Source organism: Neobacillus sp. PVCKKU3 (assembly GCF_058323225.1).
The window spans coordinates 72,650-97,526 of the sequence record NZ_JBLVQN010000015.1 but is presented as its reverse complement, the minus strand read 5'-3'; the positions used below and the strand labels follow the sequence as shown (position 1 = coordinate 97,526).

Annotated in this window: 26 protein-coding genes and 2 riboswitches; of the genes, 5 read left to right on the top strand and 21 right to left on the bottom strand. The window is 43.0% G+C overall.

Annotated features, from left to right (window positions below):
• Positions 1-135: 135 nt before the first annotated feature.
• The 11 genes from fliE to ACNQGS_RS12250 form a co-directional block, all read right to left on the bottom strand.
• On the bottom strand, positions 136-435 hold the full coding sequence (fliE, locus tag ACNQGS_RS12300; protein ID WP_491487541.1) for a flagellar hook-basal body complex protein FliE: 300 nt from the start codon (positions 433-435) through the stop codon (positions 136-138).
• A gap of 13 nt (positions 436-448) precedes the next feature.
• The gene (gene flgC, locus ACNQGS_RS12295; RefSeq protein ID WP_491487540.1) at positions 449-895 is read right to left on the bottom strand and encodes a flagellar basal body rod protein FlgC; all 447 of its coding nucleotides are present in this window, start codon (positions 893-895) and stop codon (positions 449-451) included.
• A gap of 10 nt (positions 896-905) precedes the next feature.
• Positions 906-1,295 (bottom strand): flagellar basal body rod protein FlgB, encoded by a 390-nt coding sequence (gene flgB / locus ACNQGS_RS12290; protein ID WP_491487539.1) that lies wholly within the window; start codon positions 1,293-1,295, stop codon positions 906-908.
• A 102-nt stretch (positions 1,296-1,397) separates the two neighbouring features.
• Positions 1,398-1,485, bottom strand: a riboswitch (cyclic di-GMP riboswitch).
• A 118-nt stretch (positions 1,486-1,603) separates the two neighbouring features.
• Positions 1,604-1,981 (bottom strand): flagellar export chaperone FliS, encoded by a 378-nt coding sequence (gene fliS, locus ACNQGS_RS12285; protein ID WP_491487538.1) that lies wholly within the window; start codon positions 1,979-1,981, stop codon positions 1,604-1,606.
• A gap of 17 nt (positions 1,982-1,998) precedes the next feature.
• Entirely contained in the window at positions 1,999-2,352 is a 354-nt protein-coding gene (fliT, locus tag ACNQGS_RS12280; protein WP_491487537.1) for a flagellar protein FliT, read from the bottom strand.
• A gap of 3 nt (positions 2,353-2,355) precedes the next feature.
• A complete protein-coding gene (gene fliD / locus ACNQGS_RS12275) occupies positions 2,356-3,909 on the bottom strand; it encodes a flagellar filament capping protein FliD (RefSeq protein WP_491487536.1) in 1,554 nt (517 codons plus the stop codon).
• Between the two features lie 273 nt (positions 3,910-4,182).
• Positions 4,183-4,554, bottom strand: a complete 372-nt coding sequence (gene fliN, locus ACNQGS_RS12270) for a flagellar motor switch protein FliN (protein ID WP_491487535.1) — start codon at positions 4,552-4,554, stop codon at positions 4,183-4,185.
• A gap of 1 nt (position 4,555) precedes the next feature.
• Positions 4,556-5,473, bottom strand: coding sequence for a flagellar motor switch protein FliM (fliM, locus tag ACNQGS_RS12265; RefSeq protein ID WP_491487534.1), 918 nt, complete (start codon positions 5,471-5,473; stop codon positions 4,556-4,558).
• Positions 5,474-5,551: 78 nt separating this feature from the next.
• The gene (locus ACNQGS_RS12260) at positions 5,552-6,370 is read right to left on the bottom strand and encodes a flagellar hook-basal body complex protein (protein WP_423799766.1); all 819 of its coding nucleotides are present in this window, start codon (positions 6,368-6,370) and stop codon (positions 5,552-5,554) included.
• A gap of 21 nt (positions 6,371-6,391) precedes the next feature.
• Positions 6,392-6,817: a flagellar hook capping FlgD N-terminal domain-containing protein gene (locus tag ACNQGS_RS12255; protein WP_491487533.1), complete on the bottom strand. Its 426-nt coding sequence runs from the start codon at positions 6,815-6,817 to the stop codon at positions 6,392-6,394.
• A gap of 15 nt (positions 6,818-6,832) precedes the next feature.
• Positions 6,833-7,948: a flagellar hook-length control protein FliK gene (locus ACNQGS_RS12250; protein ID WP_491487532.1), complete on the bottom strand. Its 1,116-nt coding sequence runs from the start codon at positions 7,946-7,948 to the stop codon at positions 6,833-6,835.
• Positions 7,949-8,096: 148 nt separating this feature from the next.
• Between ACNQGS_RS12250 and ACNQGS_RS12245 the strand changes: the two genes are divergently transcribed.
• Complete coding sequence (locus ACNQGS_RS12245; RefSeq protein ID WP_491487531.1) at positions 8,097-8,777, top strand: glucosaminidase domain-containing protein; 681 nt, start codon at positions 8,097-8,099, stop codon at positions 8,775-8,777.
• 51 nt (positions 8,778-8,828) lie between these two features.
• Here the strand turns inward: ACNQGS_RS12245 and ACNQGS_RS12240 are convergent, their stop codons facing one another.
• From ACNQGS_RS12240 to flgM, 6 genes are all read right to left on the bottom strand, one after another.
• Entirely contained in the window at positions 8,829-12,785 is a 3,957-nt protein-coding gene (locus ACNQGS_RS12240) for an OmpL47-type beta-barrel domain-containing protein (protein ID WP_491487530.1), read from the bottom strand.
• 84 nt (positions 12,786-12,869) lie between these two features.
• Positions 12,870-14,501, bottom strand: coding sequence for a flagellin N-terminal helical domain-containing protein (locus ACNQGS_RS12235; protein ID WP_491487529.1), 1,632 nt, complete (start codon positions 14,499-14,501; stop codon positions 12,870-12,872).
• A 177-nt stretch (positions 14,502-14,678) separates the two neighbouring features.
• The gene (gene flgL / locus ACNQGS_RS12230) at positions 14,679-15,566 is read right to left on the bottom strand and encodes a flagellar hook-associated protein FlgL (RefSeq protein WP_491487528.1); all 888 of its coding nucleotides are present in this window, start codon (positions 15,564-15,566) and stop codon (positions 14,679-14,681) included.
• Positions 15,567-15,578: 12 nt separating this feature from the next.
• Positions 15,579-17,024 (bottom strand): flagellar hook-associated protein FlgK, encoded by a 1,446-nt coding sequence (flgK, locus tag ACNQGS_RS12225; RefSeq protein ID WP_491487527.1) that lies wholly within the window; start codon positions 17,022-17,024, stop codon positions 15,579-15,581.
• Positions 17,025-17,038: 14 nt separating this feature from the next.
• A complete protein-coding gene (locus tag ACNQGS_RS12220; protein ID WP_491487526.1) occupies positions 17,039-17,500 on the bottom strand; it encodes a flagellar protein FlgN in 462 nt (153 codons plus the stop codon).
• Positions 17,497-17,760 (bottom strand): flagellar biosynthesis anti-sigma factor FlgM, encoded by a 264-nt coding sequence (flgM, locus tag ACNQGS_RS12215; protein WP_491487525.1) that lies wholly within the window; start codon positions 17,758-17,760, stop codon positions 17,497-17,499. The genes ACNQGS_RS12220 and flgM overlap by 4 nt, the downstream gene beginning before the upstream one ends.
• A 189-nt stretch (positions 17,761-17,949) precedes the next feature.
• Here flgM and ACNQGS_RS12210 point away from each other — a divergent pair, with 189 nt between their 5' ends.
• Positions 17,950-18,399, top strand: coding sequence for a PilZ domain-containing protein (locus ACNQGS_RS12210; protein ID WP_491487524.1), 450 nt, complete (start codon positions 17,950-17,952; stop codon positions 18,397-18,399).
• Positions 18,400-18,442: 43 nt separating this feature from the next.
• Here ACNQGS_RS12210 and ACNQGS_RS12205 read toward each other — a convergent pair whose 3' ends face one another.
• From ACNQGS_RS12205 to ACNQGS_RS12190, 4 genes are all read right to left on the bottom strand, one after another.
• Positions 18,443-19,351 (bottom strand): flagellar hook-basal body protein, encoded by a 909-nt coding sequence (locus ACNQGS_RS12205; protein ID WP_491487523.1) that lies wholly within the window; start codon positions 19,349-19,351, stop codon positions 18,443-18,445.
• A gap of 351 nt (positions 19,352-19,702) precedes the next feature.
• Positions 19,703-20,554, bottom strand: coding sequence for a flagellar hook-basal body protein (locus tag ACNQGS_RS12200; protein ID WP_491487522.1), 852 nt, complete (start codon positions 20,552-20,554; stop codon positions 19,703-19,705).
• Positions 20,555-20,579: 25 nt separating this feature from the next.
• Complete coding sequence (locus ACNQGS_RS12195) at positions 20,580-20,984, bottom strand: flagellar basal body-associated FliL family protein (protein WP_491487521.1); 405 nt, start codon at positions 20,982-20,984, stop codon at positions 20,580-20,582.
• A gap of 25 nt (positions 20,985-21,009) precedes the next feature.
• Complete coding sequence (locus tag ACNQGS_RS12190; RefSeq protein WP_491487520.1) at positions 21,010-21,450, bottom strand: YaaR family protein; 441 nt, start codon at positions 21,448-21,450, stop codon at positions 21,010-21,012.
• A 103-nt stretch (positions 21,451-21,553) separates the two neighbouring features.
• On the opposite strand from ACNQGS_RS12190, the gene motA reads away from it, so the two are divergent.
• From motA to ACNQGS_RS12175, 3 genes are all read left to right on the top strand, one after another.
• Positions 21,554-22,345 (top strand): flagellar motor stator protein MotA, encoded by a 792-nt coding sequence (motA, locus tag ACNQGS_RS12185; protein WP_491487519.1) that lies wholly within the window; start codon positions 21,554-21,556, stop codon positions 22,343-22,345.
• A 75-nt stretch (positions 22,346-22,420) separates the two neighbouring features.
• Positions 22,421-23,146 carry an OmpA family protein gene (locus ACNQGS_RS12180; protein WP_491487518.1) on the top strand — a complete coding sequence of 242 codons (726 nt, stop codon included), beginning with the start codon at positions 22,421-22,423 and terminating at the stop codon, positions 23,144-23,146.
• Positions 23,147-23,226: 80 nt separating this feature from the next.
• A riboswitch (cyclic di-GMP riboswitch) is annotated at positions 23,227-23,322 on the top strand.
• A 331-nt stretch (positions 23,323-23,653) separates the two neighbouring features.
• Positions 23,654-24,592, top strand: coding sequence for a DMT family transporter (locus ACNQGS_RS12175; RefSeq protein WP_464491691.1), 939 nt, complete (start codon positions 23,654-23,656; stop codon positions 24,590-24,592).
• Positions 24,593-24,877 lie beyond the last annotated feature (285 nt).

The following is a 24,877-nucleotide window of genomic DNA, read 5'->3' as shown; positions in this document are numbered from 1 at the left end:
CCCTCCGCTATGCTAGCCAAAAATCGGCTGCACCTTTAAAACCTGCATTCTTTACATGACTTCCTGATAAGGTGATGCACAAGAACCGTCCCTATGCCTCAGTGAAAAATGATGCACAAGAACCGTCCCCATGCCTCAAACTTGCATTCTCATGATTTCTTGGTAGGCTTCGACTACTTTGTCCCTTACTTGGGTTGTCAGCTGCAGGGCGATTTGTGCTTTTTGTGCAGCTATGGTGACGTCATGGATATTTTTTATTTCACCTGTGGCTATTTTTTCGGACATGTTTTCCGATTGGACAATTGTTTCATTTGCTTTCTGTAAGGCCTCGCTTAACGAGTTCGAAAAAGAGGTGCCTGACACGGAAGCGGGCTGTGCATTTTGAGTTTTTCCCACGATCGATGCTTGCGCCGGAAACAGCTGATCAATTCTCATTCTTTAACACTCCTTATCTGCCAATATCTAAGGCTTTCAGCGACATATTTTTTCCAACATTAAAGGCTGTGATGTTCGCTTCATAGGTACGGGAGGCTGTCATCAGATCGACCATTTCTTTTGTAATGTCCACGTTTGGCATCATCACGTAGCCTTCATTATTGGCATCGGGATGGGTCGGGTCATAAACCGGCCGAAACGGAGTCTTGTCTTCTACGATTCTTGTAACCTTGACCCCATTTGAATTCATTTCATTTTGCAAGAATTGGCTGAATGGGGTCCCTCCCGTCCCATTCGCTTGCACCTCGACCATCTTCCGCCGGTAAGGCATCCAGACCCCATCCACCAATTGGCCCCGGGTGGTCGTAGCATTGGCGATGTTGGAGGAGATTGTATCCATTTTTAAGCGCTGGGCAGTTAGGGCTGAAGAACTAATATTTAAGGGTTGGAACATCGACATTATGAATCACCTACCTGCTCTTAATTGCTGTTTTGAGTAAATTGAATTCTTCGCTTATCTGGTATGATAATGTTTGGTACCAAATCGAGTTTTTGGTCAACTCCGTCATCTCACTATCCATATCCACCCCATTGCCGCTATTTTGCATGATAGTAGGTTCCTGGGTCACCAAAGGCTTGCTTGAAGCAGCTATGCCGATTGGGATATGCTTGGCATTGGTTCTCTTCCCGTCAAAGCCAGCACCGGAAAGTTCTTGTTTTAAAATGTCTTCAAAAATAACCTTTTGGGGTTTATAGTTTGGGGTGTTCACATTGGCGATATTATTGGAAATGGCATTATGTCTTAACACAGAGGCATCTAAAGCACGTTGGACGAGATTAATATTTTGAAGCATCGACATGGATCAGCTCTCCTATCAAATATTCAGAATACTCAAATTTTAGTTTTTGGGACATAAAAAAGACCATTCCGAAGAATAGTCTAATAGGGTAAACTATGACTCTTCGGCAACTGGCTGGCGTAATCCCTTCGGATCCTTAGCCCCTATAGCTTTGCGTCGCTGGGTTTCCCCAGGTTTGCTATTATCGGATTGTATTTGTCGATTTTTGGAAATTATATTGTCGAATTTTTCCTACAAAAATAATAATACAATGGTTTTAGTAATCTGACAACAAAATTAATTAAAAAGGCCTACTTAACTTAAATTAGTTAAGCAGGCCGTACTATTTTCAGTGCTTCTTTCCAGGTATCCTGCAGTTCTGTTAACATTTTTTCCACTTCAACTAACAGTTGCTCTTCCTTTTTGATATTCGCCTCTATTAACTTTTCCTTCATGTAATCATAAAGTACTATGAAAGATTTTGAGATTTCGATATCCATATTCAGGGTAACCATTAATTCAGTGACAATTTTTTGAGCCCGCTGGATACGGTCATTAGCCCTTTGCCAGTCTTTTTTCTCCATTGCCATTCTGGCCTGAAGGATAAATTTAATCGCCCCGGTATATAACAAAAGGGGCAGCTCTTCTTTTTTCGCATATAGTACTTGATTATTTTCGTAGGATTGATAGGCATTATTCAGAGCCATCATCTCACACCTTTCCCTTATTTTCGCTTGTCGTAAAAAATTCCGCTTACCGCTGCCGCAGTTGGTTCCCCGTACTGCTGTTTGATTGTTTTCTCTTTTTGTAGAGAACCAATCGCCGCAAGAATCTTTTGCTTGGCCCTAGTTAATTTTTCCTGAAGCTTTCGTTCTAACGGGTGAATGCGCCGGAGCTCTTCCTTGATGGCTTCGCTCATGAGGATGGCGCCGTTACGTTGATCTAGCTCGTTTACTTTCTCAATGCACTGGTCTCGTTCTTGGAGCAGCTGTTCTATAAGTTCTACTTCATTCGTTTCTAGTAGATTGCTTGTCAGCTGATAGTAATCTTTTAAAAACTGCTCTTTTTGTTTCTCCATCGATTACATTCCACCACCCATTTGCTGCATCAGCCAGCTGCTTTGCGTATTCGATTTCTGGATGGCCTGCTCCATCGCCGTGAACTGCTTCCAGTAATAGCTTTCCTTTGTCTGCAGGCGTTTCTCCCAGGAATCAATTTGTTCATCCAGCCTCTTTAACGCTTTGGAAAGATAAGTGTCACTCGAATACCCAGCCGTTTTCGTAATATCCTTCATCGTTTCGTTGAGCTGGTCGTACAATCGCCAGGCGATACCGCTGTTTTGAAACTCATCGGCATTGTTAACTGTGTTGTTGGAGGAAGCCCCCATATCGTATTTTTTTGAAAAAAGCTGAGCGACTTGGTCTAGATTATTTTCCAGTGCAGCTTTTAATTTTATTTCATCGATGACGAGCTTGCCATTATCCCGGTAGTTAGTACTTGAGGTGATGCCGATTTCCGCCAGCGTATCGAAGTCACTGTGCATTATGGCAGGGTCCTTGTCACTGACTTTGGAATAGAGGATGGACCGCATTTTGTCGAGAGCGGAGGCAATCATCTGGTCATTTGAGAGTAGGCCGCTCTTTGCTTTTTCCTCCCACAGCTCGATTTCTTTGTCCTTCATATCCTTCTTTTGGTCATCTAATAGAGGGGTGTAATCCTTATAGCGCTTTTCGCCCAATTTGTCGTGAAGGGTTTTGATTGTTTCGTTGTATTTGTCAACAAAGCCTTTGATCGTGTCAAAAATCGCATCGACATCCGGTTTCTTCGTAATCGTGACATTGCTTCCGGCCGGCAGTTCGGTTTTTAGGTTAAACTGGATGCCGTCGTAAGTAAATTGGTTGCTTTTGATGGTGATTGTGGTTCCATTGATGGTGACCTCGCCTGGCGTTGATGGAACAGGTGAGGTACCGACGGCCCCGCTGGCGTTTCCTGCTGGGAAGTCATTCTGCTGGCTGCCCACCGTACCCGCTGCAATCTTAAGCACGTTTGAGCTATCGGATACATTGGCAATGCTGATACCCGTCTGGTCATCCTTTGAGGTAAAAATAATCGCGTTATCGCCGCTGGAATACGTGGCCGTCACCCCTGTTTTCGCGGATAAGGCATTGATTTTTGTAATCGAGCTTTGGATTGTATCCTGTGCAATAAGGCTGATAGGTTCGTTGTTTAGGGTAAAACTAAATCCCGATCCTAGTTCGGCTTTATCATTGGCTACTCCTGCCTGTGCGAATTTGACAGAGGAAGGCGTACCCGGCTGATAGAGTTTGGCAGAGGAAATCACGTATTCACTTCTGCTTGGGGTGCCTGTAAGTGAAGCATCGACCTTGGCGGCATCCGAGGACGACAACTTGCTTTTTTGAAAAGTGGACTCCAGCCTGAGCGCTTCCATCGAAGACCGCAAATCGAGAAATTTGGTATTCACATCACGGTACGCATCCATTTTCCATTCCGTCATCGTCTTATTTTGAATTACCTTGTTTAAGGGGATTTTTTCCGCGTTCATTAATTTGGTCACAAGCGCCTCAGTATCCATCCCCGACGCCAGACCGGATAAGCGAAAATCATTTGATATCATTTGGAAATCCTCCGTACCATCGTTTCATTGCTTTTAATAAAAATAACGGCAGGTTTTGGGGGAACGTTTAGTTCTTTTTGAAAACTTTGGGGAGTGGAGGGCCCGGATATAGGATTCGCGGATAAATTTTAGAATTCGCCGATATATTCGGAAATCCGCTGATATATTTAAAAATTCGCTGATATATTCGGAAATTCGCAGATATTGGTAAAAAATCCGCGGATATATTTAGAATACAGAAAAAAAGAAAGGCCGCGACAGCCTTTCTGGAGGTTAATTGATTGTTTTATTTAAAATTTCCGTAATTCGAATCCCAAAATAGTCATCAATCACGACAACTTCTCCCTTGGCAACAATTTTCCCGTTGATCAGGACATCGACCGGCTCGCCGGAGACACGGTCCAGTTCGATAATCGAGCCTTGTGTGAGTTCGAGAATTTCGTTAATTTTCTTTTTCGTCCGGCCCAGCTCCACAACCAGCTCCAACGAAATATCCATGAGCAAATCCAAATTAACGGAGTCGTCCGTTTCCTTCTTTTGCGGCTCATCCGGCAAGTCTTGAAAAATAAACGGCTTCGTTTCCTTTTCGGTATCACCTAATAGGGCTTCCAGTTCTTCTCTTGAAATTTTCCCCTCGTTACTCATCTTATTTTCCCTCTTTTTCTAAAACAGTTTCGATTTCTGCTGCCAGCCGTGTCTTCTTCACACCTGGTTTGACAAAGAATTTCACTTCTTTTCCGACCTTCGCCTTTAACGGTTCATCATACAACTGATTCAACTGGATGACATCCCCGGCGTTTAACGATAAAAACTCTTCAATCGAAATCTTCGAGCGCCCCAGTTCAACGCTTAACGGGATTTCCAGTTCTTCAATTTTGGACTTTAACATCTTGGATTCCTGCGTGCTTTTGGCGTGGCTTCGGGTCGAGAACAATTGATAGGATGATAGCTTTGGCAAAAACGGCTCCAAAATGATGTACGGAATGCAAATGTGCATTTTTTCCGTCACATCCCCGATTTTAATCGTAAAGGCAATCACAATCACGGTTTCATTCGGGATGGCGACCTGTAAAAACTGGGGATTCGTTTCTATCTCAATTACCTTCATATCGACGTTCATGAGGTCCTTCCACGATTTCCGTAAATTCTCTACAAAGCCCTCGAACAGCTTATGAAGAATTTTATTCTCAATTTGCGTTAACGTTGTTTTATCCTCGGAGGCTGCCGAAAGCTCCCGGCCGCCGAGCAGACGATTAAGGATGGCATACGCCATTTGGGGCTTTAACTCCATAATCATGCGCCCTTTTTCGGACGTTTCAAAAACGTTTAAAATTGTATAAGCCGGCAGTTCCTTGATGAATTCCTCGTAAAGCATTTGATTGACCGACACCACATCCACTTGCACGATCGTTCTTAATTGCGTCGAAATCGAGGAGGCCAGTTGATAAGCGAAATTATCATGGATTCTTGTTAGCACGCGAACCTGCTCCATCGATAAGCGGAGCGCTTTTTTAAAATCATAGACTTTGACGTCTTGGCTGTTTTGAATGATTTTTTCTTTCATTGCGTAGGTTCCACCACCATAAAATGATGCGAAGGGAAAGCAGTAATACTTTCCCTCCCTTATAAAAATTCGAAACTATTAACGCTTTAAATTTACTAATTCTTCCAAAATCGAATCGGACACAGTAATTACCTTCGCATTCGCCTGGAAACCGCGTTGCGCGGTGATCATTTCGGTAATCTCTTCGGATAGGTCAACATTCGACATTTCCAGCTGGCCGGAAACAATTTGCCCAGCATGGTTATCTGAACGCTTCGCAATTAGATTATCAATATTGGTTTCTGTATCGGAATTTCCTGTTAATTCATACAGGGAACCGCCCACTTTTTTCAAGCCGCCTGGATTGGAAACAACAACCGTACCTAAAGTGGCAATCTCATCGGCGGTGCCAGCAGGAGTGACCCCTTTAATAACCCCATTATAATCAATGGTATAGGAAACATAAACATCTGAATCAACTTGGATAGGATTTCCATCAGAATCTAGAACTTTATATCCTTGTGGATTCACGAGGTTGCCGGCGCCATCCCGGTCAAAGTTGCCGGCACGTGTTAAGTACTTTGCCCCGCTGTCGCTTTGCACCACGAAAAATCCGTCCCCATCCATGTATAAATCCGATGATAGATTCGTAGTCGTCGGACTTCCGGCCATGTGAATCGTATCAATCGACGCCGTTTTCACGCCTAACCCGATTTGCACCGGATTCGTTCCGCCCGACCCTCCGACCGGATCCGGTGATGAACTGCCGCGGACGGTTTGGCTTAACACATCCTGAAACATGATACGGCTTTTCTTATAACCAACCGTATTCACGTTGGCGATATTGTTACCAATGACATCTAATTTGTTTTGGAACGCCTTCATACCAGATACACTTGAATTTAAAGAACGAAGCATGTTACCTACCTCCAGAGTTTGTTAGTTTTGGTTTTTTGCAGAAATGATTGATTCGATCGGAATCTCTTGGTCATTTATTTTATAAAAAAATTGATTATCTTTTTTGATGACCCCATTAATGACACCGCTTGCCTGAAGACTTGTTTCGGTATCCAGCCAGGACGCTTCCTTGCTGATCATATGGGAATAGTAGCTGATATCTTTCGTGTTTGAGTTAGCGAATTGGGCAAAGGCCTGATTTAAGTTGGACATCTGTTCAAGGGTGCTAAATTGGGCCAGCTGGGAAATAAATTCCCGGTCCTCCATTGGCTGGGTCGGGTCCTGATTCCGCAATTGGGTAGTCAGCAGTTTCAGAAAAGCATCCTTGCCTAATGAATTTGTGGCTTGGTTTGTCTGTTTCGTACTGAGCGTATTCGAGAATGGTGTGGTTGTATTTACCGATGTCATGTTCTTCATCTCCTTTTATGCAAGAATATTTATCGTCGTATCGGACTCTCTATGCATATATGTGTCAATCGTGTTATGGCTTTGATAAAACTCATCACGATTCACTTTCTTTTTGGGCTGGCGCTGCTGCGATTGGTCCTGCTGCGACCGACTCTCCTGCTGGGAAAAATTATGTAACATTTGCCCGCTTTGCGCGACTTCGATTTTATCCACTTGAAAGCCTTGCTGCTGCAAGGAAGCCTTCAAAAGTGACATTTGCGAATCTAGCATTTCTTTTCCATGGGCGGTATCTGCCAGAAATTGCGCCGTTACCTGCCCCTTTTGAATGACAATTTTTATATCAATCTCCCCAAGGTGCTCCGGCGTCAGTGAAAATTTCGCTTCGATGATGTCAGAGCTCTTATGTAGAGTGGCATGGTTCTTTAATAAGCCTATCACCTCTGCTGCCAGTTGTTCCTTAGAAACCTTTGTTAGTTGGGTAGGTTCATTCTTAGCAGCTGGCTGGTCTGCACCTCCCGGGCGAGTTAGGGATTGAAAAATAACTTCTTTTCCGTCGAATTGCTGCTGTTTGAAATCAGAATCGGGTTCAAGTTTAGAAACAGGTAGATTTTTCTGTATCTCGACCGCATTCTCTGGCTGGTAAACTTGCTCCCGCACTAATTGGATTGGCTGTTGAAGCGGGTTCTGTACCTGAACTTTGTTTTGATTCGATTTAAGCTGCTCCTGAAATGACTTTATTAATTCTTGAGCTTGCTTCTGGCCCAATATTCCTTCTAGCTCAGTCTGCAACGCCGGCAATGCTTGCTTCCCTTCGTTTTGGGCTGCCTCCGCAATCGTCGTTTGAAGAGGAGCAAGTGCAGGATTCGTCTTTTCAAAAAATGAACTGATAAAAGCAAGTAAATCATCTCGAGTTTGTTGCTCGCTGTCTTGGTCCTGTTCCTGATTTGATGCGTCAGACTGCTCTAAGACCTGGTCAACCATCGAAATAAGATTCTGAGGTGAACCTGTCCCATTTTTCAATGCATTCAACAGCTCCATAAACGAACCTGGCTGTTGATTTTCCGGCTTACTGCTGCTAGTTTTATCTGATAATTTGTGGCTTGCGGAACTCATCGAAGTGGATGGAATCACAAATTATTCTCCTTTCCCGCGAAAGTAGTTTAATCATAAACAAAAAAATTTGTATTTTCTATCATTTAAATTTTTAAAAAAATAGAGTAATATATATTAAAAACGGTTATTGTTTCCAATTACCAAATTACTTACAGAGGTATAAATCATGAGTTACAGTCCAGTTTCTTCCGAATGGTTTAAAAACATGGCCCTGCTTTCGATTTCAAAAAGTCTTGCCGGTAAGAGCATCAACGCTGAAGCGAGCCTTTTTCCGACAGGTGATATTTTTACGAATTTGCTGCAGGCTGTTTTGAGTGGGCAAGACCAGCAAAATACGTATGTCCCTGAGAATTCGAGTGGGTCCTTTATTACGAACAACTCTCCTATTCTGAATGGGATGAAAGATTACTCACATTTACTTGATGATAATATGACATTAGGTTTTACTGATGTTTCAACTGATAAATTAAATAGTGCCCTTAAAGGCAAATTGAGCAATATGGGTGAATTTTTTGTTGAAGCAGGACGAAGATATAATATCAACCCTAATCTGCTGGCATCCATCGCCGTTCATGAATCTGGCAACGGCAAGTCCCATGCGGCCAATGTAAAAAATAATATCGCCGGCATGATGGGCAGAAATGGCCTGCGCCAATACGAATCCGTTGCGGACAGCATTGCTGACATGGCCCGAAACCTAAGGCAAAATTATTTAGACAAAGGCTACGACACGATTGCCAAAATCGGTGCCAAATACGCTCCCGTCGGTGCCGCCAACGACCCAACTGGGTTGAATAACAACTGGGTCAAGGGTGTAAACAACTTTTTCTATTCATTTACAGCGTAATCTATAAAGAGGCTGCCCCCTTTTTAGGCTTTGGGGCAGCCTCTTTTTTAATTATTTAATAACCTTTACAGTCGTGCTGCCAACAACTAGATAGCCGTCAACCATCGCACGGAATTCTAAAAATTCTTCTTTGTCATCCCAAACAAAATCTTCACGATTAAATTTGAATTGACCTTTTTTGGCTTGGTTTTCTAAGCCTTTGCTGTCGTTATTAGCTTGAACGCCATTCAGATTTGCTGTTGATAAATTAACATTTGCGAAGCTATATGGCTTCGGCAGTGACACCTGAACCGTGAACGCGCCTTTGTTGCCGTTCATGACTTTTGGTAGAACTTCAATCGTTGCCGGGATATAAACGGAAACCGTCTTTGTAACAGTCGTTTTTAGGCCGGCATTATCAACGGCAGTGATTTTAAGCGTATAAGTGCCCGGTTTATCAAGTGTAACTTTGCCAGTCGTATTCACTACACCATTGACTTCCACAGATGTCTCTTTTATGCCAGATAGATTGTCTGTTGTTTGGTAATTTAAGTCTAAGACTGTTCCAAGGGCATATTCCTTTTCAAAATCAGCTATAATCGTTGGTGCTGTTTTATCGATTTTAACCGCTGCTGTCTTCGTTTCTTCAACATTGCCTGCTTGATCGACGCTGTAGAAGGAAACCGTATGGAGGCCTTCGTTTGCAACAGAGAAACTAGTGCCCTCAGTGATTTCAGATCCATCGATAGAATAGTAGGTTGACTTGACGCCGCTTAGATTGTCGGTTGCAGTTAACCCTACATTCACTGTGTCTGTATACCATTTATCCTCAATATTGCTTACAGTTGTTGGAGCAGTTTTATCTGTTTTCACTTCAACCGTCTTACTATCCTCAACGTTTCCAGCATTATCCACGCTGTAGAAGGAAATTGTGTTGATTCCTTCTTGATCAAGAACAAAGCTAGTGCCTTCTGTAAAATCTGAGCCGTTGATTGAATAGTAGGTTGCTTTCACGCCGCTTAGGTCGTCGGTTGCTGTTAGCTCGACATTTACTCCGTCTGTGTACCACTTGTCCTCTACATTGCTTACTGTTGTTGGAGCGGTTTTATCCACCTTAACCTCAACAGTTTGTTTTTCCTCGACGTTACCTGCGTTATCCACGCTGTAGAAAGTAATCTTGTTCACGCCTTCTTTGTCGACCACAAAGCCTGTACCTTCTGTAAACTTAGAACCGTTGATAGAGTAATAGGTGGCCTTTACGCCGCTTAAATCATCGGTCGCTGTTAACTCTACATTCACAGTATCTGTGTACCACTTGTCCTCGACATTGCTTACTGTCGTTGGAGCGGTTTTATCCACTTTAACCTCGACTGTTTGTTTTTCCTCGATGTTTCCGGCATTGTCGACACTGTAATAAGTAACTGTGTTTACGCCTTCGTTATCGAGCACGAAATCAGTACCTTCGGTAAACTCAGATCCATTGATAGAGTAATAAGTAGCTTTTACGCCGCTTAAATCATCGGTCGCGGTAAGGGCGACATTCACTGCCTCTTTATACCATTTATCCTCAACATTACCCACTGTTGTTGGAGCGATTTTATCCACTTTAACTTCAATGGTTTGTTTTTCCTCAATATTTCCAGCGTTGTCCATACTGTAAAAAGTAATCTTGTTGACGCCTTCTTTATCGAGCACAATGCTGGTGCCTTCCTGGAAGTCGGAACCATTCACGGAATAGTAGGTAGAATGAACGCCTGATAGATTGTCAACTGCCGTTAATTCAATAGTGACACCCTGGTTGTACCAGTCGCCAGTTGTATTGGCAGTAGTTTCAGGTGCTGTTTTGTCGATTTTCACTTCGACTGTCCTTACTGCCTCAACGTTGCCCACATTGTCAACGCTGTAAAAAGAAACAGTGTGGACGCCTTCTGTTTCAAGAGGGAAGCTTGTTCCTTCCGTAAATTCAGAGCCGTCAACAGAATAATAGGTTGCTTGCACGCCGGACAGATTATCGGTCGCAGTTAGTTCGGCTTGTACGTCTTGGTTATACCAATAAGCACTAGTATTGATAACGGTCTGTGGTGCCTCTTTATCGACCTTTACCTCGACCGTTTTCACTTCCTCAACATTGCCGGCATTGTCCACGCTAAAGAAAGAGACTGTGTGGACACCTTCTTTATCAAGAACAGCGGAAGTACCTTCTACAAATTCTCCAAGATCAACAGAATAGAAGGTGGTTTTGACACCGCTTAGGTCATCTGTTGCAGTCAAGGTGACGCCGACATCATCTTTTGACCATTCTAAGTTGGTATCAGCGGTCGTTACAGGCGGTGTGACATCGGAAGGTTTATAGATGTCTACTGTAACGGTTGCGTAGTCGATAGATTCTGTGCCGTCTGCTGTTACTGGGACAATTTGGTACTCGTGTGTGCCTTGTTCTTCAGGAGTCGGCAAAGTGTAGTTTGGATCGGTTGTTGTGCCTACAAGGACACGTTCACCATTAACTTCCTTATAAATGTTATAGGATGCTGCATTTTCCACGGGTTCCCAAGTAAGGGTCAACGAGTCCTCTTTTATCTCTGGTTTGCTGGCTTCAGGTGCCGGTAAAACAGGTGCAATTGCCACCGAAACAATATTTGAAAAAGGAGATTGCCCGAAACGATCTGATTTTGCAACTACAGTATACTCGTGTTTACCTTGTTCTAAATTGGAAACATACCTCGAAAAATTTGGTGTTGTTTTGATTAATACCGGCTTGCCATCTTTTAGTTCATAAACATCATACTCTGTCGCATATTGAACATACCCCCATCTAATAATCGCACTATCGGATTTATCCATTTCGATAGTAGCCACGGGGGCATCTATATCTGGGAATATAACCGTGACGTTGTAAGTTTTTGGTGCTGATTCACCAAAACGATCACTAACAGAAACGATTTCAAACGTATAATCCCCTTCTGGAAGGTTAGAAAAATAATAGGAACGATCAGTTGTGGTAGTGATTAATACTTTTTCTCCATCTACAATTTGATAAAGATTATAACGATCTGCATAATCCGCAGTAGACCATAATAAATGAACATCATTTCCTTTGTAAAAATAAGCTGTTACCGTTCCCGGAGGAAGCATATTTGGATAAACAATAGGAACAATAGCTTGGCTACCTTCCTTTGATTCACCAAATCTTGTACTACTAGAAGTAACTTCATAAACATTTTCCCCATTTGCTACATTCGGGAAATAAGCACTTGTATTTGTTGTTGATAGTTGAAACTTTCTTTTCCCATCAATCAATTGATAGACATTATAAGAAGTTGCGTAAGTTGCATCTTTCCAGCGCAACTGAACATTATTGGCATCAGAAACATAGTACGTTAACTCGCCAGGTGGTTGCATTTCTGGAAAAATAACGTTAACAATCTGAGAACTGGCAGATGACTCTCCAAATTTATCATTATAAGACGTAACTTCATAAATATGTTCTCCAGCTGATACATTCGTGAAATATCTTGTTAATTGGGTGGTATTTGTAGCAAGTAATTTTCTTTCACCATTTATAACTTCATAAATTCGATAGTTAGTTGCGAATTCAACTTGGTTCCATTGCAACCTGACATCATTAACATTTTCAATACTTGAAGTAAATCCATTCGGCGGCTGCATATCAGGGAAATCAATTACAATATCTAAAATTGCTGAAAACTGAGATTCACCAGAAGGATTAACGGCTGTAACAGTATACGAGTGAGTACCTTCTGATAATCCTGGCAAATAGCGATTAAGATTAGAGGCTTGCCCAATTAAGACTTTTTCTTCACCTTTTATTTCATAAACTCGATAAGCACTTGCTCCAGTTACTGCATCCCATCTTAGCATGACATTATTAATACTACTTATGGAGTATCTGAAATTTGTCGGTGCTTGGAGATTGCTTGCTGCCAATACAGGAGCAAGCGGCGAAATGATTTGAAAAAGCATCATGATTAATACAACCAAAGAAAGCTTTTTCATTTCCGCATGCATCATACCTTTTCCTCCTTTACATCGTAGCTTAAAAAGAAGTCCCTTATTAAAAGAGACTTCTTTTAAGTTAGAAGAAATTAATAGTAATTATCCACGAAGAAGCTGTAATACTCCTTGAGGCTGTTGATTTGCCTGTGCAAGCATTGATTGTGCTGCTTGAGAAAGGATATTATTTTTCGTAAATTGCATCATTTCATTCGCCATATCTACATCTCTTAAACGAGATTCAGCAGCTGTTAAATTTTCAGAAGATGTACCAAGGCTGTTAATGGTGTGCTCTAAACGGTTTTGAATAGCTCCTAATTTAGAACGCTCAGTTGATACCGTGCTGATTGCCGTATCTAATACTTTAATTGCCTTTTCAGCACCAACCTCACTCATTAGTGAAATGTTTACACCGTCTTTTTTAAGACCTAAAGCAACTGAATCCATGGAATTAATACCAATTTCTAGAGTTTGTCCCTCGTTTGCCCCTACATGGATGGAAACCGTATTATTTGCGGAACCGACTGTGATAGTAGATGTACCGCCTTTAATATCATCTGTGAATGTCAATTGAAGATTTGAAACCTGGACAACTGAATTGGAACGCACTGCTATTCTACCATCTCCAGGACCATCACCTGCTGGTCCAACATCAACTTGGGCAATAAAGTCACCAGTATTTCCAGCAACCTGAATTTGTTGGAGTCCACCATTATGACCTTGAGTCATTTGTCCATTAAATGCAGTACGTTCAATTCCTTCTGATGACTTTGCTGAAATAGAAATGGAACTAATATCGTTAGCAGCACCGTCCTGACCCTTAATGACAAGGGAGTCTTTAGCAGTTTCACCAGTACCCGAAGAAGGCATATCAAGACCAAAAGCATCCCCGTCAGCTGTAAATAGTTTTCCCGCTGTATCGATTGCAACAGTATCAGCTCCTAAAGTATTTTTTATAGAAGCCGTAAGATCCGCTACTGTGCTTTCAGCTGTAACCACATATACAGAATTTTTTACTTCTCCGCCAACAACTGCAGAAAGAGTGATTTCATCTCCAACTTGTAGCCCGAAGTTACTCCCAGTCCCACCGTTCGTTCCAGAACCAAGATTTGTTAATTTCGTAGTATTCGATACTCCTTTTGCAGCTGTCGGATCGTTTACATCTAACAATTGTCCAGTTTGCCAAATGGAAGCAGTATCTTGAGTTAACGCACTTGTTGTTGTAACAGTTGTTGTTCCAGCAGCAGCAGTAGAAGAAGCAACAACACCTGTAACATCTCCATTTGTTGATTGAGCGAATTTAGCAGTTTTGGAAATATCACCATTTAAAATTTTGAAGCTGTTGAATTCAGTATTATTCGCAATACGATCAATTTCATCGATTAATTGGTTAACTTCAGTTTGGATATTTTGTTTATCTTGAGTTGTAGAAGTTCCGTTAGCCGCTTGGTTTGAAAGCTCTCGCACACGTTGCAGAATGCTATGTGTTTCATTCAATGCACCTTCAGCTGTCTGAATTAAAGAAATACCGTCTTGAGCATTTTTTTGAGCCTGGTCCAACCCACGAATCTGTGCTCTCATTTTTTCCGAGATTGCAAGACCAGTTGCATCGTCTGCCGCACGGTTAATACGTAAACCAGAAGATAATTTTTCTAAGTTCTTTGATGAAGCTGCTGAGTTTGCACTTAATTGATGATAAGCGTTAAGAGCAGAAATGTTATGGTTAATTCTCATCTCTTTTTTCCTCCTAGTGTTAGGTAAATTGGTTTATTGCCTTTCTACTATTCTTTAACGACATTTTTTGCGGAGTGGAGAGAGGATGGAGATTATTTTTTATTATTTTTTTACTAATTTGGGTAAATTTTTCGCAAAAAAAAGATGCCCCCTGCCCGGGAAACACCTCTAAAAATATTATCTTAAAAAATCCACCAGCGTAGGCTGAATCGCCTTCGCACCAGATGACAGTGCTGCGTTTAGAATCGTTTGCTGGTTGGTCAAATCGGTTATCACCTTCGCCATGTCGGCATCTTCATTTTTCGAAAGAATGCTCTTGGTGGTGATTTCCGTTTCATCCAAACGGTTCACCATCATTTCCAAACGGTTAACATTGGTCCCGACTACAGAACGATGCGCCAAAAGGTTGTTCAGCTGTTTATCTAGAGTGCCCATTAATTGTTCCGGATTGTTGCCCAGCTCCAGTTCGCCGGCAATTTTTTCAATAGTTTCGGATAAATTAAGTCCATCGGCTTGAAAATTAAAAATTTCCGTCCCGTTGACATTGACGTTCATATAGATGCCTTGGCCAACATTCCATGATAGGGAGTTCTGATTGGTATTCACAAACTTGCCATCCTGAAACGGGGCTGTATCGGTATCGGTTCCGGAAAATAAAAAGCGGTCGCCGATTTTCGCATTGGCGATATCGCCGATTTCACCGATGAGTTCCTTTAAACCTATGGCGATGGATTGTCTGGCTTCCTGGTTATTGACGCCATTTGCGCCTTGGACCGTCAACTCGCGCGCTTTTTGCATCACCTGCGTCAAGTCGTCCAAGGATTTATCCGTGGCCTCCAGCCAGTCCAGCCCGTCTTCAGCATTCCGTTTAAACTGTCCCGTTTCCACCAGCGCCGAGCGATAGGACATGATTTGAATTGATTTCACCGGATCATCTGAAGTCTTGTTGACCGCCTTGCCCGAAGCAATCTGCTCCTGATACTGACTCAAGGAGCGGTAATTCTGTTGAATATTCCGGATCATTTGCGTACTTAACATTTTTTGCGTAACACGCACTTTACTCACCTCCGCCTATGACTAAACCCCTACACGACCCGTTCCGTTTATTAATTTATCTAATACCTCGTCCATGACCGATATGTATCGCGATGCCGCATTATAGGATTGCTGGAACCGGACCATGTTTGTCATTTCTTCATCAATAGAAACGCCTGATACTGACTGACGGCGGTTTTCTGCCTGCTGCACTAACAAGTCTGCGTTATTTTCCATCTGCAGTGCCTCTTGCGTTTTAATGCCAATCTCTCCTGCCAACGTCCGGTAAAATTGATTCAAAGTAGTAGACTGATTGGAAAAAGAAAGAACCTTAAATTTTAAGTCATTTAACTGATTGGCGTTTTGCGCGTCCCCTGCGCTGGCCTCTTGGGCCGCCGCGATTTTATTCAAGGAAGCTGTAATCAGTGGGTTAACCATGATGTCGCCAGCTGTTGTTGGGGCGGAGCCATTTTTTGATACAAAAAACGGAATCTTCTCCAAAGCAGCGTTAGGATCGATTTTTCGATTATCGATATCATCCAGATTCATGGCATTGGTACCGGCATGAATGCTGTTTACTTCCGAACTGAATACTGTTACCATTTCATTGATTTTTTCCATATAAGAAGGAATATCCTTAGTTAAAGAATCCACCATGCCGGCCAGCTCGCCAGATTTCAAGGAAATGTTCTGCCCGTTCAGCAATGGCTGATTATTCGAGCTGTCATAGGATAATGTGCTGCTTTGGTCACCATTGACCAAATACTCTTGGCCTATAAAAATATCAACCATTCCGCCCGCCGCAGGCTTCACTTCAATGTCAGCCAATTTCGAAAGCTGGTCAATTATCAAATCGCGTTTGTCCATTAAATCGTTAGGCTCTTGTCCGGAAGCGACCATTTTTGCAATTTGCGTATTAAGTCCGCTGACCTGTTTGGACAAATTATTCACTTCGGTCATTTTCGTTGAGATGTTATTTTTTAAATCTTGGCTTAAATGATCGATAGAATTGGAGATTTGATTGAAACGGTCCGCCAGCGCGGTGCCGTTGGAAAGAACCACAGCGCGTGCTGATAAGCTATCCGGTTCCTTCGACAAATCCTCCCATGATTGCCAAAAGCGATCGAAGACCGCCTGCAGTCCATTATCGGAAGGTTCGTTTAAGGTCTGTTCGATTTTCGACAGGGTGTCCTGCTTTACATTCCAATAGCCGAGCTGCTCATTTTGCGTCCGGAACTGCCCGTCCAAAAAAGAATCCCGGATGCGGGTGATTTCTGTCGTATCCACGCCTGTTCCCAATTGATAAGGGCCTTTTCCCGCACTCATGGCCGGATAGGTAAGCGGATTGGAGGCTGCGGTGACGGCCTTTTGCCTGGTGTAACCCTCTGTATTAGCATTGGCGATATTGTGGCCGGTTACGCTGAGGGCTGTGGATGAAGCAAAAATGGCCCGCTTGCCGATTTCAATTCCATGAAATGTTGAACTCATCTCGCACCCTCCCCTTACACTTTTGCATCGAAAAAGCTTCTCGATGTGTTCGCCTGCATGTAATTTTTCGCCGAATAAGTCAGTGGCTGTTCTTGTTTTTGTGTAAATAATGACAGCATGCTGTTGATGTATTCTAATGAAGACTCTACTAGCTGGCGATTCAGTTCATGTTGCTTCTCTAATTCTTTTAATTTAGCTTTTAGTTCGGTTTGATAGGTTGAAAGATCCGCAGACGGATGGTCTGCGATTAACTCACTTAAAGTCTGTGACTGAAGAGAAATCGTGTCTTGCTGACGACGCTCCTCAAGGTTGCTGATTTCTTTGATTAAAGCTGATTCCTTTGGAAAAATAGCAAGCAGCGGCTCCGGGTCACCTTTAATCAGAGCCGCCTGCTTTTCCTTCCCAACCGTAAGCAGATTTTCATAGACAGTAATCATTTCTTGCAAGATAGATTTTAACTGTTGGACCGATTTCATCGATCAGTCCCTCTGTCCCAGGAATCCAGTAATTTCTCAGCAATCTTCTTGCTATCCACCTTGTAGGTGCCGCTTTCAATTTGCTTTTTTAATTCTTCAATTCTCTTTTCTCGTTCCGCGCTTATTTTTTCCTGTGCAGCAGGTGAAAACTCCACCTTATCTACCTGAACCTTCTTATCCACATCCTGCTGCGGCGTCTTATTAACCTGATTTTTATACGACTGATAAGCCTGCAAACGGCTAAAATCATTAATCTTCATACGACCGGCTCCTTTCCGGGTGAAGCATGGGGACGGTTCTCGTGCATCATTGAGGCACGAGAACCGTCCCCATGCCTCATTCTTTATAATTTATTAACGGCCATTTCTTCAAAAGTGTTTAGCCCCTTTTCAGATTTGGTTTTGAATGGTAAATTTTTATTATTGAGAAAATATTAAGGGGAATCATAGTTGGGTACGACACATATTATCCTTAGCCTAAGTATAGTGGTATTGATTATTATTTTATATGCAGGGAGAACCTTTTTTCAAAAAGAAAAACATGTTGTTCCGAAAAAACCGAATCGCCGGACGGCGTTCCGGCTTAGCCTGCTGGATCAGGATTGCTGGTTCTATCCCGCTTCTTCAGGTGAACCGGAATACAAAGGGCTGATTCGCGATATTAGCATCACCGGCATGAAGCTGCATTCTTTGGTCGATATAGGTAAAATTGATGAAATAACAGTCGAGTTTGCCTTCTTGCGGGAATCCTTCACGCTGACCGGTCAGATCCGCAGAAGAAAGATTTTGGATAATGATTTGTATGAATACGGGGTTCATTTTCATCCGCTAGATGAAAAAACTGAACAAAAGCTATTTAAGGTCCTCTGGGAGAAAAGTAAAGAGAAAATCGTGATTTAACTCGAAAAGAGCCGCGGAAAACGGCTCTTTTTTTTTGTAAAGATTAACTTCTAATAATCCCATTAGCGATCCCCATCATTTGGTCGGCAAAGGAAATCGACCGGGAATTAAACTGGAAACCGCGCTGTGTTGTCAGCATGTCCGTAATTTCTTTGCTCAAGTCGACATTGGACGCTTCAAGATAGCCCTGACGAATTTGCGCAGCCGGATTACCTAGCACTTCATTCGCTCCACCTGTAAACCGATAGACATTTCCACCTTGTTGGATTAATTGCTGAGGATTCACAAAGTCCACAAGCGCGATTTGCTGGTTCGTTGGTGAAATGACGCCATTTTCATTAACGGCAAACGCCGCTCCTTCTGGGATTTCCACCGGGGCCCCGTTTCTGTCCATAAGGTAACAGCCGTCTGCGTTTACCAACCGGTATGTGCCATTGCCTGCCGGGCTCTGCTGGAATGATCCGTTACGGGTATAGAACACATCGTTCCCTTTCCCCACTTGAAAAAATCCTTTTCCATCGATCATAAAATCCAAAGGGTTGTTGGTGGCTTTGGCTGCCCCCTGTTCCAAATTCAACTGTGCTGCAGTGATGTGCACCCCAAAGCCTGTACGGATCCCGTTTGGGGTCAATCTGCCGACTTCGCGATTGGCAGCCTTCTGATTATCGATGGAAATCGCCAAGTTTTCTTCGAAGGATGCCTCTCTTCTTTTGAATCCGGTAGTTTCGGCATTGGCCATATTATTGGCGATCGTATCTAACTTTTTCTGATAGGCATTTAAGCCGCTTGTGGCGATATATAGCGATGTATTCATGAGATTCATCTCCTTTGCTTGTGTGTCCATGAGGGGCAAGGATGAAGGACATTTTCTTGCCTGCCACGACTCGTTTTGTCCTTCATAGCCTCGATGAAGGACATTTCCCCACTTGCCACGACTCGTTTTGTCCTTCATAAGCCCGATGAAGGACATTTCCCCACTTGCCACGACTCGTTTTGGCCTTCATAAGCCCGATGAAGGACATTTCCCCACTTGCGACGACTCGTTTTGTCCTTCATAAGCCCGATGAAGGACATTTCCCCACTTGCCACGACTCGTTTTGGCCTTCATAAGCCCGATGAAGGACATTTCCCCACTTGCCACGACTCGTTTTGGCCTTCATAAGCCCGATGAAGGACATTTCCCCACTTGCCACGACTAGTCTTGGCCTTCATAAGCCCGATGAAGGACATTTCCCCGCTTACCCCAACATGCTCTGTCCTTGATAAAAAGATCCCCGTAAAACTGGTAAGAATCCAGTGTAAATTACACTCTACCAATCGAATTCAACAGCTCCAAAGACTTATCATAAGCCTGCAAAACCTTCTGATTCGCTTCGTAAATACGGACGTTTTCCATCATGTTCGTCATTGTCATTGTCGGGTCGACATTCGATTTTTCAATCATCTTATGGCGCAGTTGCACACCGGCCGGCAATTCGGTCAATAACGGCGGCGGGTTTCCGCCTCCCTCCAGCTTGAACAGTCCGTTCCCGTCTTTAATCAGGTCGTTCGGATTTTGAATCAACACAAGTCCAATCCGATCCAGAACCGTCCTCCTAGAAAGATCATCCGGATAAAGAATAATCTCCCCGTCCGCACTAATAGAAACATCGCCGCCGGCCAATTCCGCACTCGTCCGAACCGGCTGGCCATTAGGGTTTAGCACCGCATATCCCTCCGTCGTGCGAAGCTGCCCCGCCTCGTCGATCGTGAATCTGCCGTTCCGGGTATAGCGGACTTCACCAGCACCGTTCTCCACAGCGAAAAACGCACCAGGCTTTTGCCCATTTTGCACCGTCAAAGCTCGGTCATCAATGGCCACGTCTAAAGGATTGTCTGTGCTCACAAGGTCCCCCTGCATAAAGCTCGAGATATTTTCCTGTGCATAGACCCCCTGCTGCAGCGACCCAATCAAGGAGAAGCCTTTCGGATTCGAGCCATTGCCATTCCCAGAGTCATGAATCCGCTCAAGCAAAACCCCCGGGAAAGAACGTAAGGTTGTATCCACTTTTTTATAGCCAGGCGTTTCAATATTGGCTAAATTATTCGTCAACGCCTCCTGCCTTCTTTGCAAGGCAATCATGCCGGACGCCGCTGTGTCGATCCCTCTAAGCATCGTTATTCTCCCTTTTTTTAAAAATTTACTGGATTAATAGTTCCGTTGTATAAACGTTCATAATTTTTCCATCAGAGAACCGCTCGTTAAGCTTGTCTTTGATTTTTCCTTCGAAGGCAGTAATATCCTTAAAATCGTCTTTATTTGATTTAGACAGAATCTTGATAATGTCGCTTTCGATGATTGGCTTTATTTTTTCTGATTGCTTCAACGTTTTCTTGGAATCCATTTCAATCGAAAACTGAACTTGAATTAAGTTTTCCGAATTGAGGTTGGTGCTGATTTGCTTCGTTTGAATGGTCTGATTAGCGAGCTGATCAAGCGTCTTATCCTGTGAGCTTACAGGGTTATTTTTTTGATATTGATAGTAAAAAAGACCGCCCGCGATGATTAACACAAGAACTACACTTAGCGTTAGGATTTTTTTCATCATTTTCATCCTTTTGGTGTCAAAATTACAGATAGAGGTCGATTAATAGGCCTTTGATTTCCCCTATCTTATCAAGCAATTGAATATTTGCATCCTCTTTTTCTAAAATTTTCTTCGACAGCTCCAACAGATTTTTATCAATCTCTTTAATAATTTTTAGCCTCCTCCCCCTATTCATTGACGTGAAAGAATCCGTTATTTCTAAAGAGAGGCCATTTTTTACAACTTCCTGCAAAAAGGATTGAATTAATTTTTTATATTTTTGAAGATCAGCAGCCGTTCGTGACTGAACCAATCGCTCCCCTTGCTTTTGAATCCCGTCTAAAAGGGAGCTTAGCTGCTCTTTTACCAAATTGGTTTTTGAATCTGTCAATATCTGTTGAAATGAGGATGATTCAGCTTGCTTCGTTTCTTTTTGAAAAAACATTTTATCGTTTGTGACACCAAATCCGTGACTGACTTTCAAGAGAAAACACCTTCCAAACGCTTAAGTTTGTGATTGTCGATATTTGTAAAACTAAATTACAATAAATTATTAATTTTAGCAATCATTAGAAAAGGAGAAATTTATGACGACATTTATCGGTTTGATTCTGGCTATCGTTTCTATCGGTGTAGGGATGGTATTAAAAGGCGCATCGTTTGAAGCGTTGGCGAACCCTGCTGCCTTTTTAATTATTTTTGGCGGAACGATCTCTGCCTTGTTTATCGCCTTTCCCATGAGTGAAATAAAAAAAATTCCGATGCTGCTGAAAATTGCTTTTGTCGAACCAAAGCAGCCCAGCCAAGATGAAGTCATCAAGATGATGGTGGAGTGGTCGATGGTGGCGAGGCGCGAAGGCGTACTTGCATTAGAGGAAATTTCCGAGTCCGTCGAGGATCCTTTTTTAAAAAATGGCCTTGAAATGATTATTGACGGCAGTGACCGGGACCAAATGGAGGAAATTTTGTTTAGCGAGCTAGAAGCAGCGGCAGACCGGCACAAGGCCGGCAGCCTCGTCTTCAGCCAGGCGGGGACGTATGCGCCGACACTAGGCGTTTTGGGTGCTGTGGTTGGTTTAATTGCGGCGCTCGGAAATCTTCAGGACATGGACAAACTCGGACACTCGATTGCCGCCGCCTTTATCGCGACCTTGTTAGGGATTTTTTCCGGATATGTCCTGTGGCATCCAATTTCCAATAAACTGAAGCGCATTGCGAAAAAAGAGCAGGACCTGAAACTGATGATGATGGAGGGACTTCTTGCCATCCAGGAAGGGTTAACACCTAAATTGATTGAACGAAAGCTGGCTGTTTATTTGCCAACAAAGGCACGTTTGAAACAGGAGGAAATGGTCGTGAAAGAGGTCGAGAGTCTGTAAGACTGTGAGTTCAAGCTGGAAAAATAGAGGCTGCGTTTTGACTAGGACATCTTGTAAGAAAGGAGGAATAGAACGGTGAGGAGGCGGAGACTGCAAGATAATGATGAGCATATGGACGAAAGCTGGTTAATTCCTTACGCGGACCTTTTGACCCTGCTGCTTGCTTTGTTTATCGTCCTGTTTGCTTCGAGCAGTATCAATTCGGAAAAGCTGCAGCAAATCATGGTTTCGATGAATTCAGCTTTGAGCGGCAAAGGAAGCAGTTTGATTTTAAAAGAAAATGCCAGCTCTCCTGTGGTGAAGCCGCTCGAAAAAACTGCCGGCAAGGTAGAGAAACAGGAAGAGAATGAAAAATTGCACAGCCTGATGGAGAATATTCAAAGCTATATAGAGGCACGCGGCTTGGAAAAGGTCATCACCGTTCAGGACGAGCCTAAGGGAATCAAGCTTTCCCTAAAGGATGTCATTTTGTTTGAGTCCGGCAGCGCCGAATTGAAGGGAAATTCCCCTGCAATTTTGGGTGACTTGCTGGATTTGATTAAAGGAGTGCAAAACCCTATCAGCATTGAGGGCCACACGGATAATGTCCCGATTACCGGGGGCAGATTCAGGTCGAACTGGGAATTGTCGTCTGCCCGTGCTTTGTCCGTTCTTTACTTTTTTGAGCAAAATGGCATCTCTTCTGATAAATTGCAATTTGCCGGCTTTGGCGAGCAAAAGCCGCTGTATCCGAATGACACAGTAGAGCACCGGCAGGCCAACCGGCGGGTAGATATCATGATTCTAAAAGTCCAAGAATAATTTTTTCCCAATATAAAAAACGGGAAAACACTTGCTGAGACAAGTTGTTCATCGTCAAAATAGTAGTAATTCCATAAATCGTACGATAAAGGCAAACCCATTGAAAAATGGCGACGCAAAGCTACAGGGGCTAAGGTCATTGGTCATTCCGATCATCATGCTAGCCAGCTTCCGAATACGGACTCCTGCGATTTATGACAATAGAAGAGGAGTGGAAATGGAATGAATACATTATTAGCTAAATTCAAAAAAGAGTGGCACTTGTTTAGGGTGAATTACCATGAGCTGTTGCTTGCAGACTGTCTTGACTATGAGTTGCAGTGCAAGCTCGAACAAAAGATTACTTACCATAAAATGAGATTAAATAGTTATTGTTGAGAATTAATTCCTCCCTTGATTGGTTTTGGACATGGAAAATAAAGGTCTACGAATTTCTAACAATATCTGCGATAATAGTAATAGATTTGTGAGAGTTCATTCAAAACACCATCAAGGAAGGAAGCAGCAATGAAACAATCTATAAGTTCAAAATCCATCAGCCTGGCGCTCACTATATCCATTATTGCCATATCGTTTTCGGCTATCTTTGTGAAATGGTCCGACGCGCCGGCTTCTATTTTAAGTATGTACCGAATGTTGTTTGCCAGTTTGTTATTGGCCCCGATGGTCTGGGTGAAGCGCAAGGAGTTTAAAAAAGTGAGTCCAAAAAATGGCGCCATGCTCTTTTTCTCCGGAGTTTTTCTGGCCCTGCATTTTGTTCTTTGGTTCGGCTCCTTAAAGTTAACCACGGTTGCAAGCTCGACCATCATTCTCGCCCTGCAGCCGATTATTTCGCTGGTAGGCGGATTTTTTCTTTTTAAAGAAAGAACGACTGCTTCCGCACTGGCTACTATGGGGATTGCAATCATCGGAGCGATGATGATTGGCTGGGGAGACTTCGGCTTAAGCGCTGATGCCATCCGTGGCGATCTTCTCTCCTTTTTCAGCGTTATCGCGGTGGTCGGTTATTTATTTATCGGGCAAACCGTCGTGAAAAATGTATCCCACTGGATATACAGCTTTAGCGTGTTCCTCTGTGCGGGGATTGTGCTTGTTGTTTATAATCTATGGGCCGGAGTGCCTTTTCTCGATTATCCGCCTAAAGAATGGGGGATTTTCCTACTGCTAGCCATCGTTCCGAGCCTTAGCCATGTGATTAATAACTGGCTATTAAACTATGTGAACGCGACAACCATTTCGATGAGTATTCTCGGCGAACCAGTCGGCAGCACGATTTTAGCTGTCATTTTACTCGGGGAGCGATTATCAGGCTGGCAAATCGCCGGCGGCCTCCTCGTCTTGCTCGGCGTCTTCTTCTTCATGAGCAAAAAACAAAAAGCCGCCCCGCCAATGCAGAAAGCAGCTGAAAACGAAAACTTCCACATAAACGAAACCCCCGGGGCCTAAGCTCACGGGGTTTTTGATGCATGAGAACCGTCCGAGACAACTGAAAAATCGACTTTTTACTAACACTTTTTTAACCGGTCATGCATGTTTTGTTAAAAATCGGTAGATATCTCTATTTTCTTCAATAATGAATAGATGCTAAATTGCATATTTTTGTCTTTAAGCATGGATAATCCCCCTCTTGGTAATGGTTTCTCGACAATTCCATTACACCCAAATGGGGGATTTTTCTTTTTATTCGTAGAAATTATTTATCCTGAAAAACTTCCAATTATTTGCAAGTGT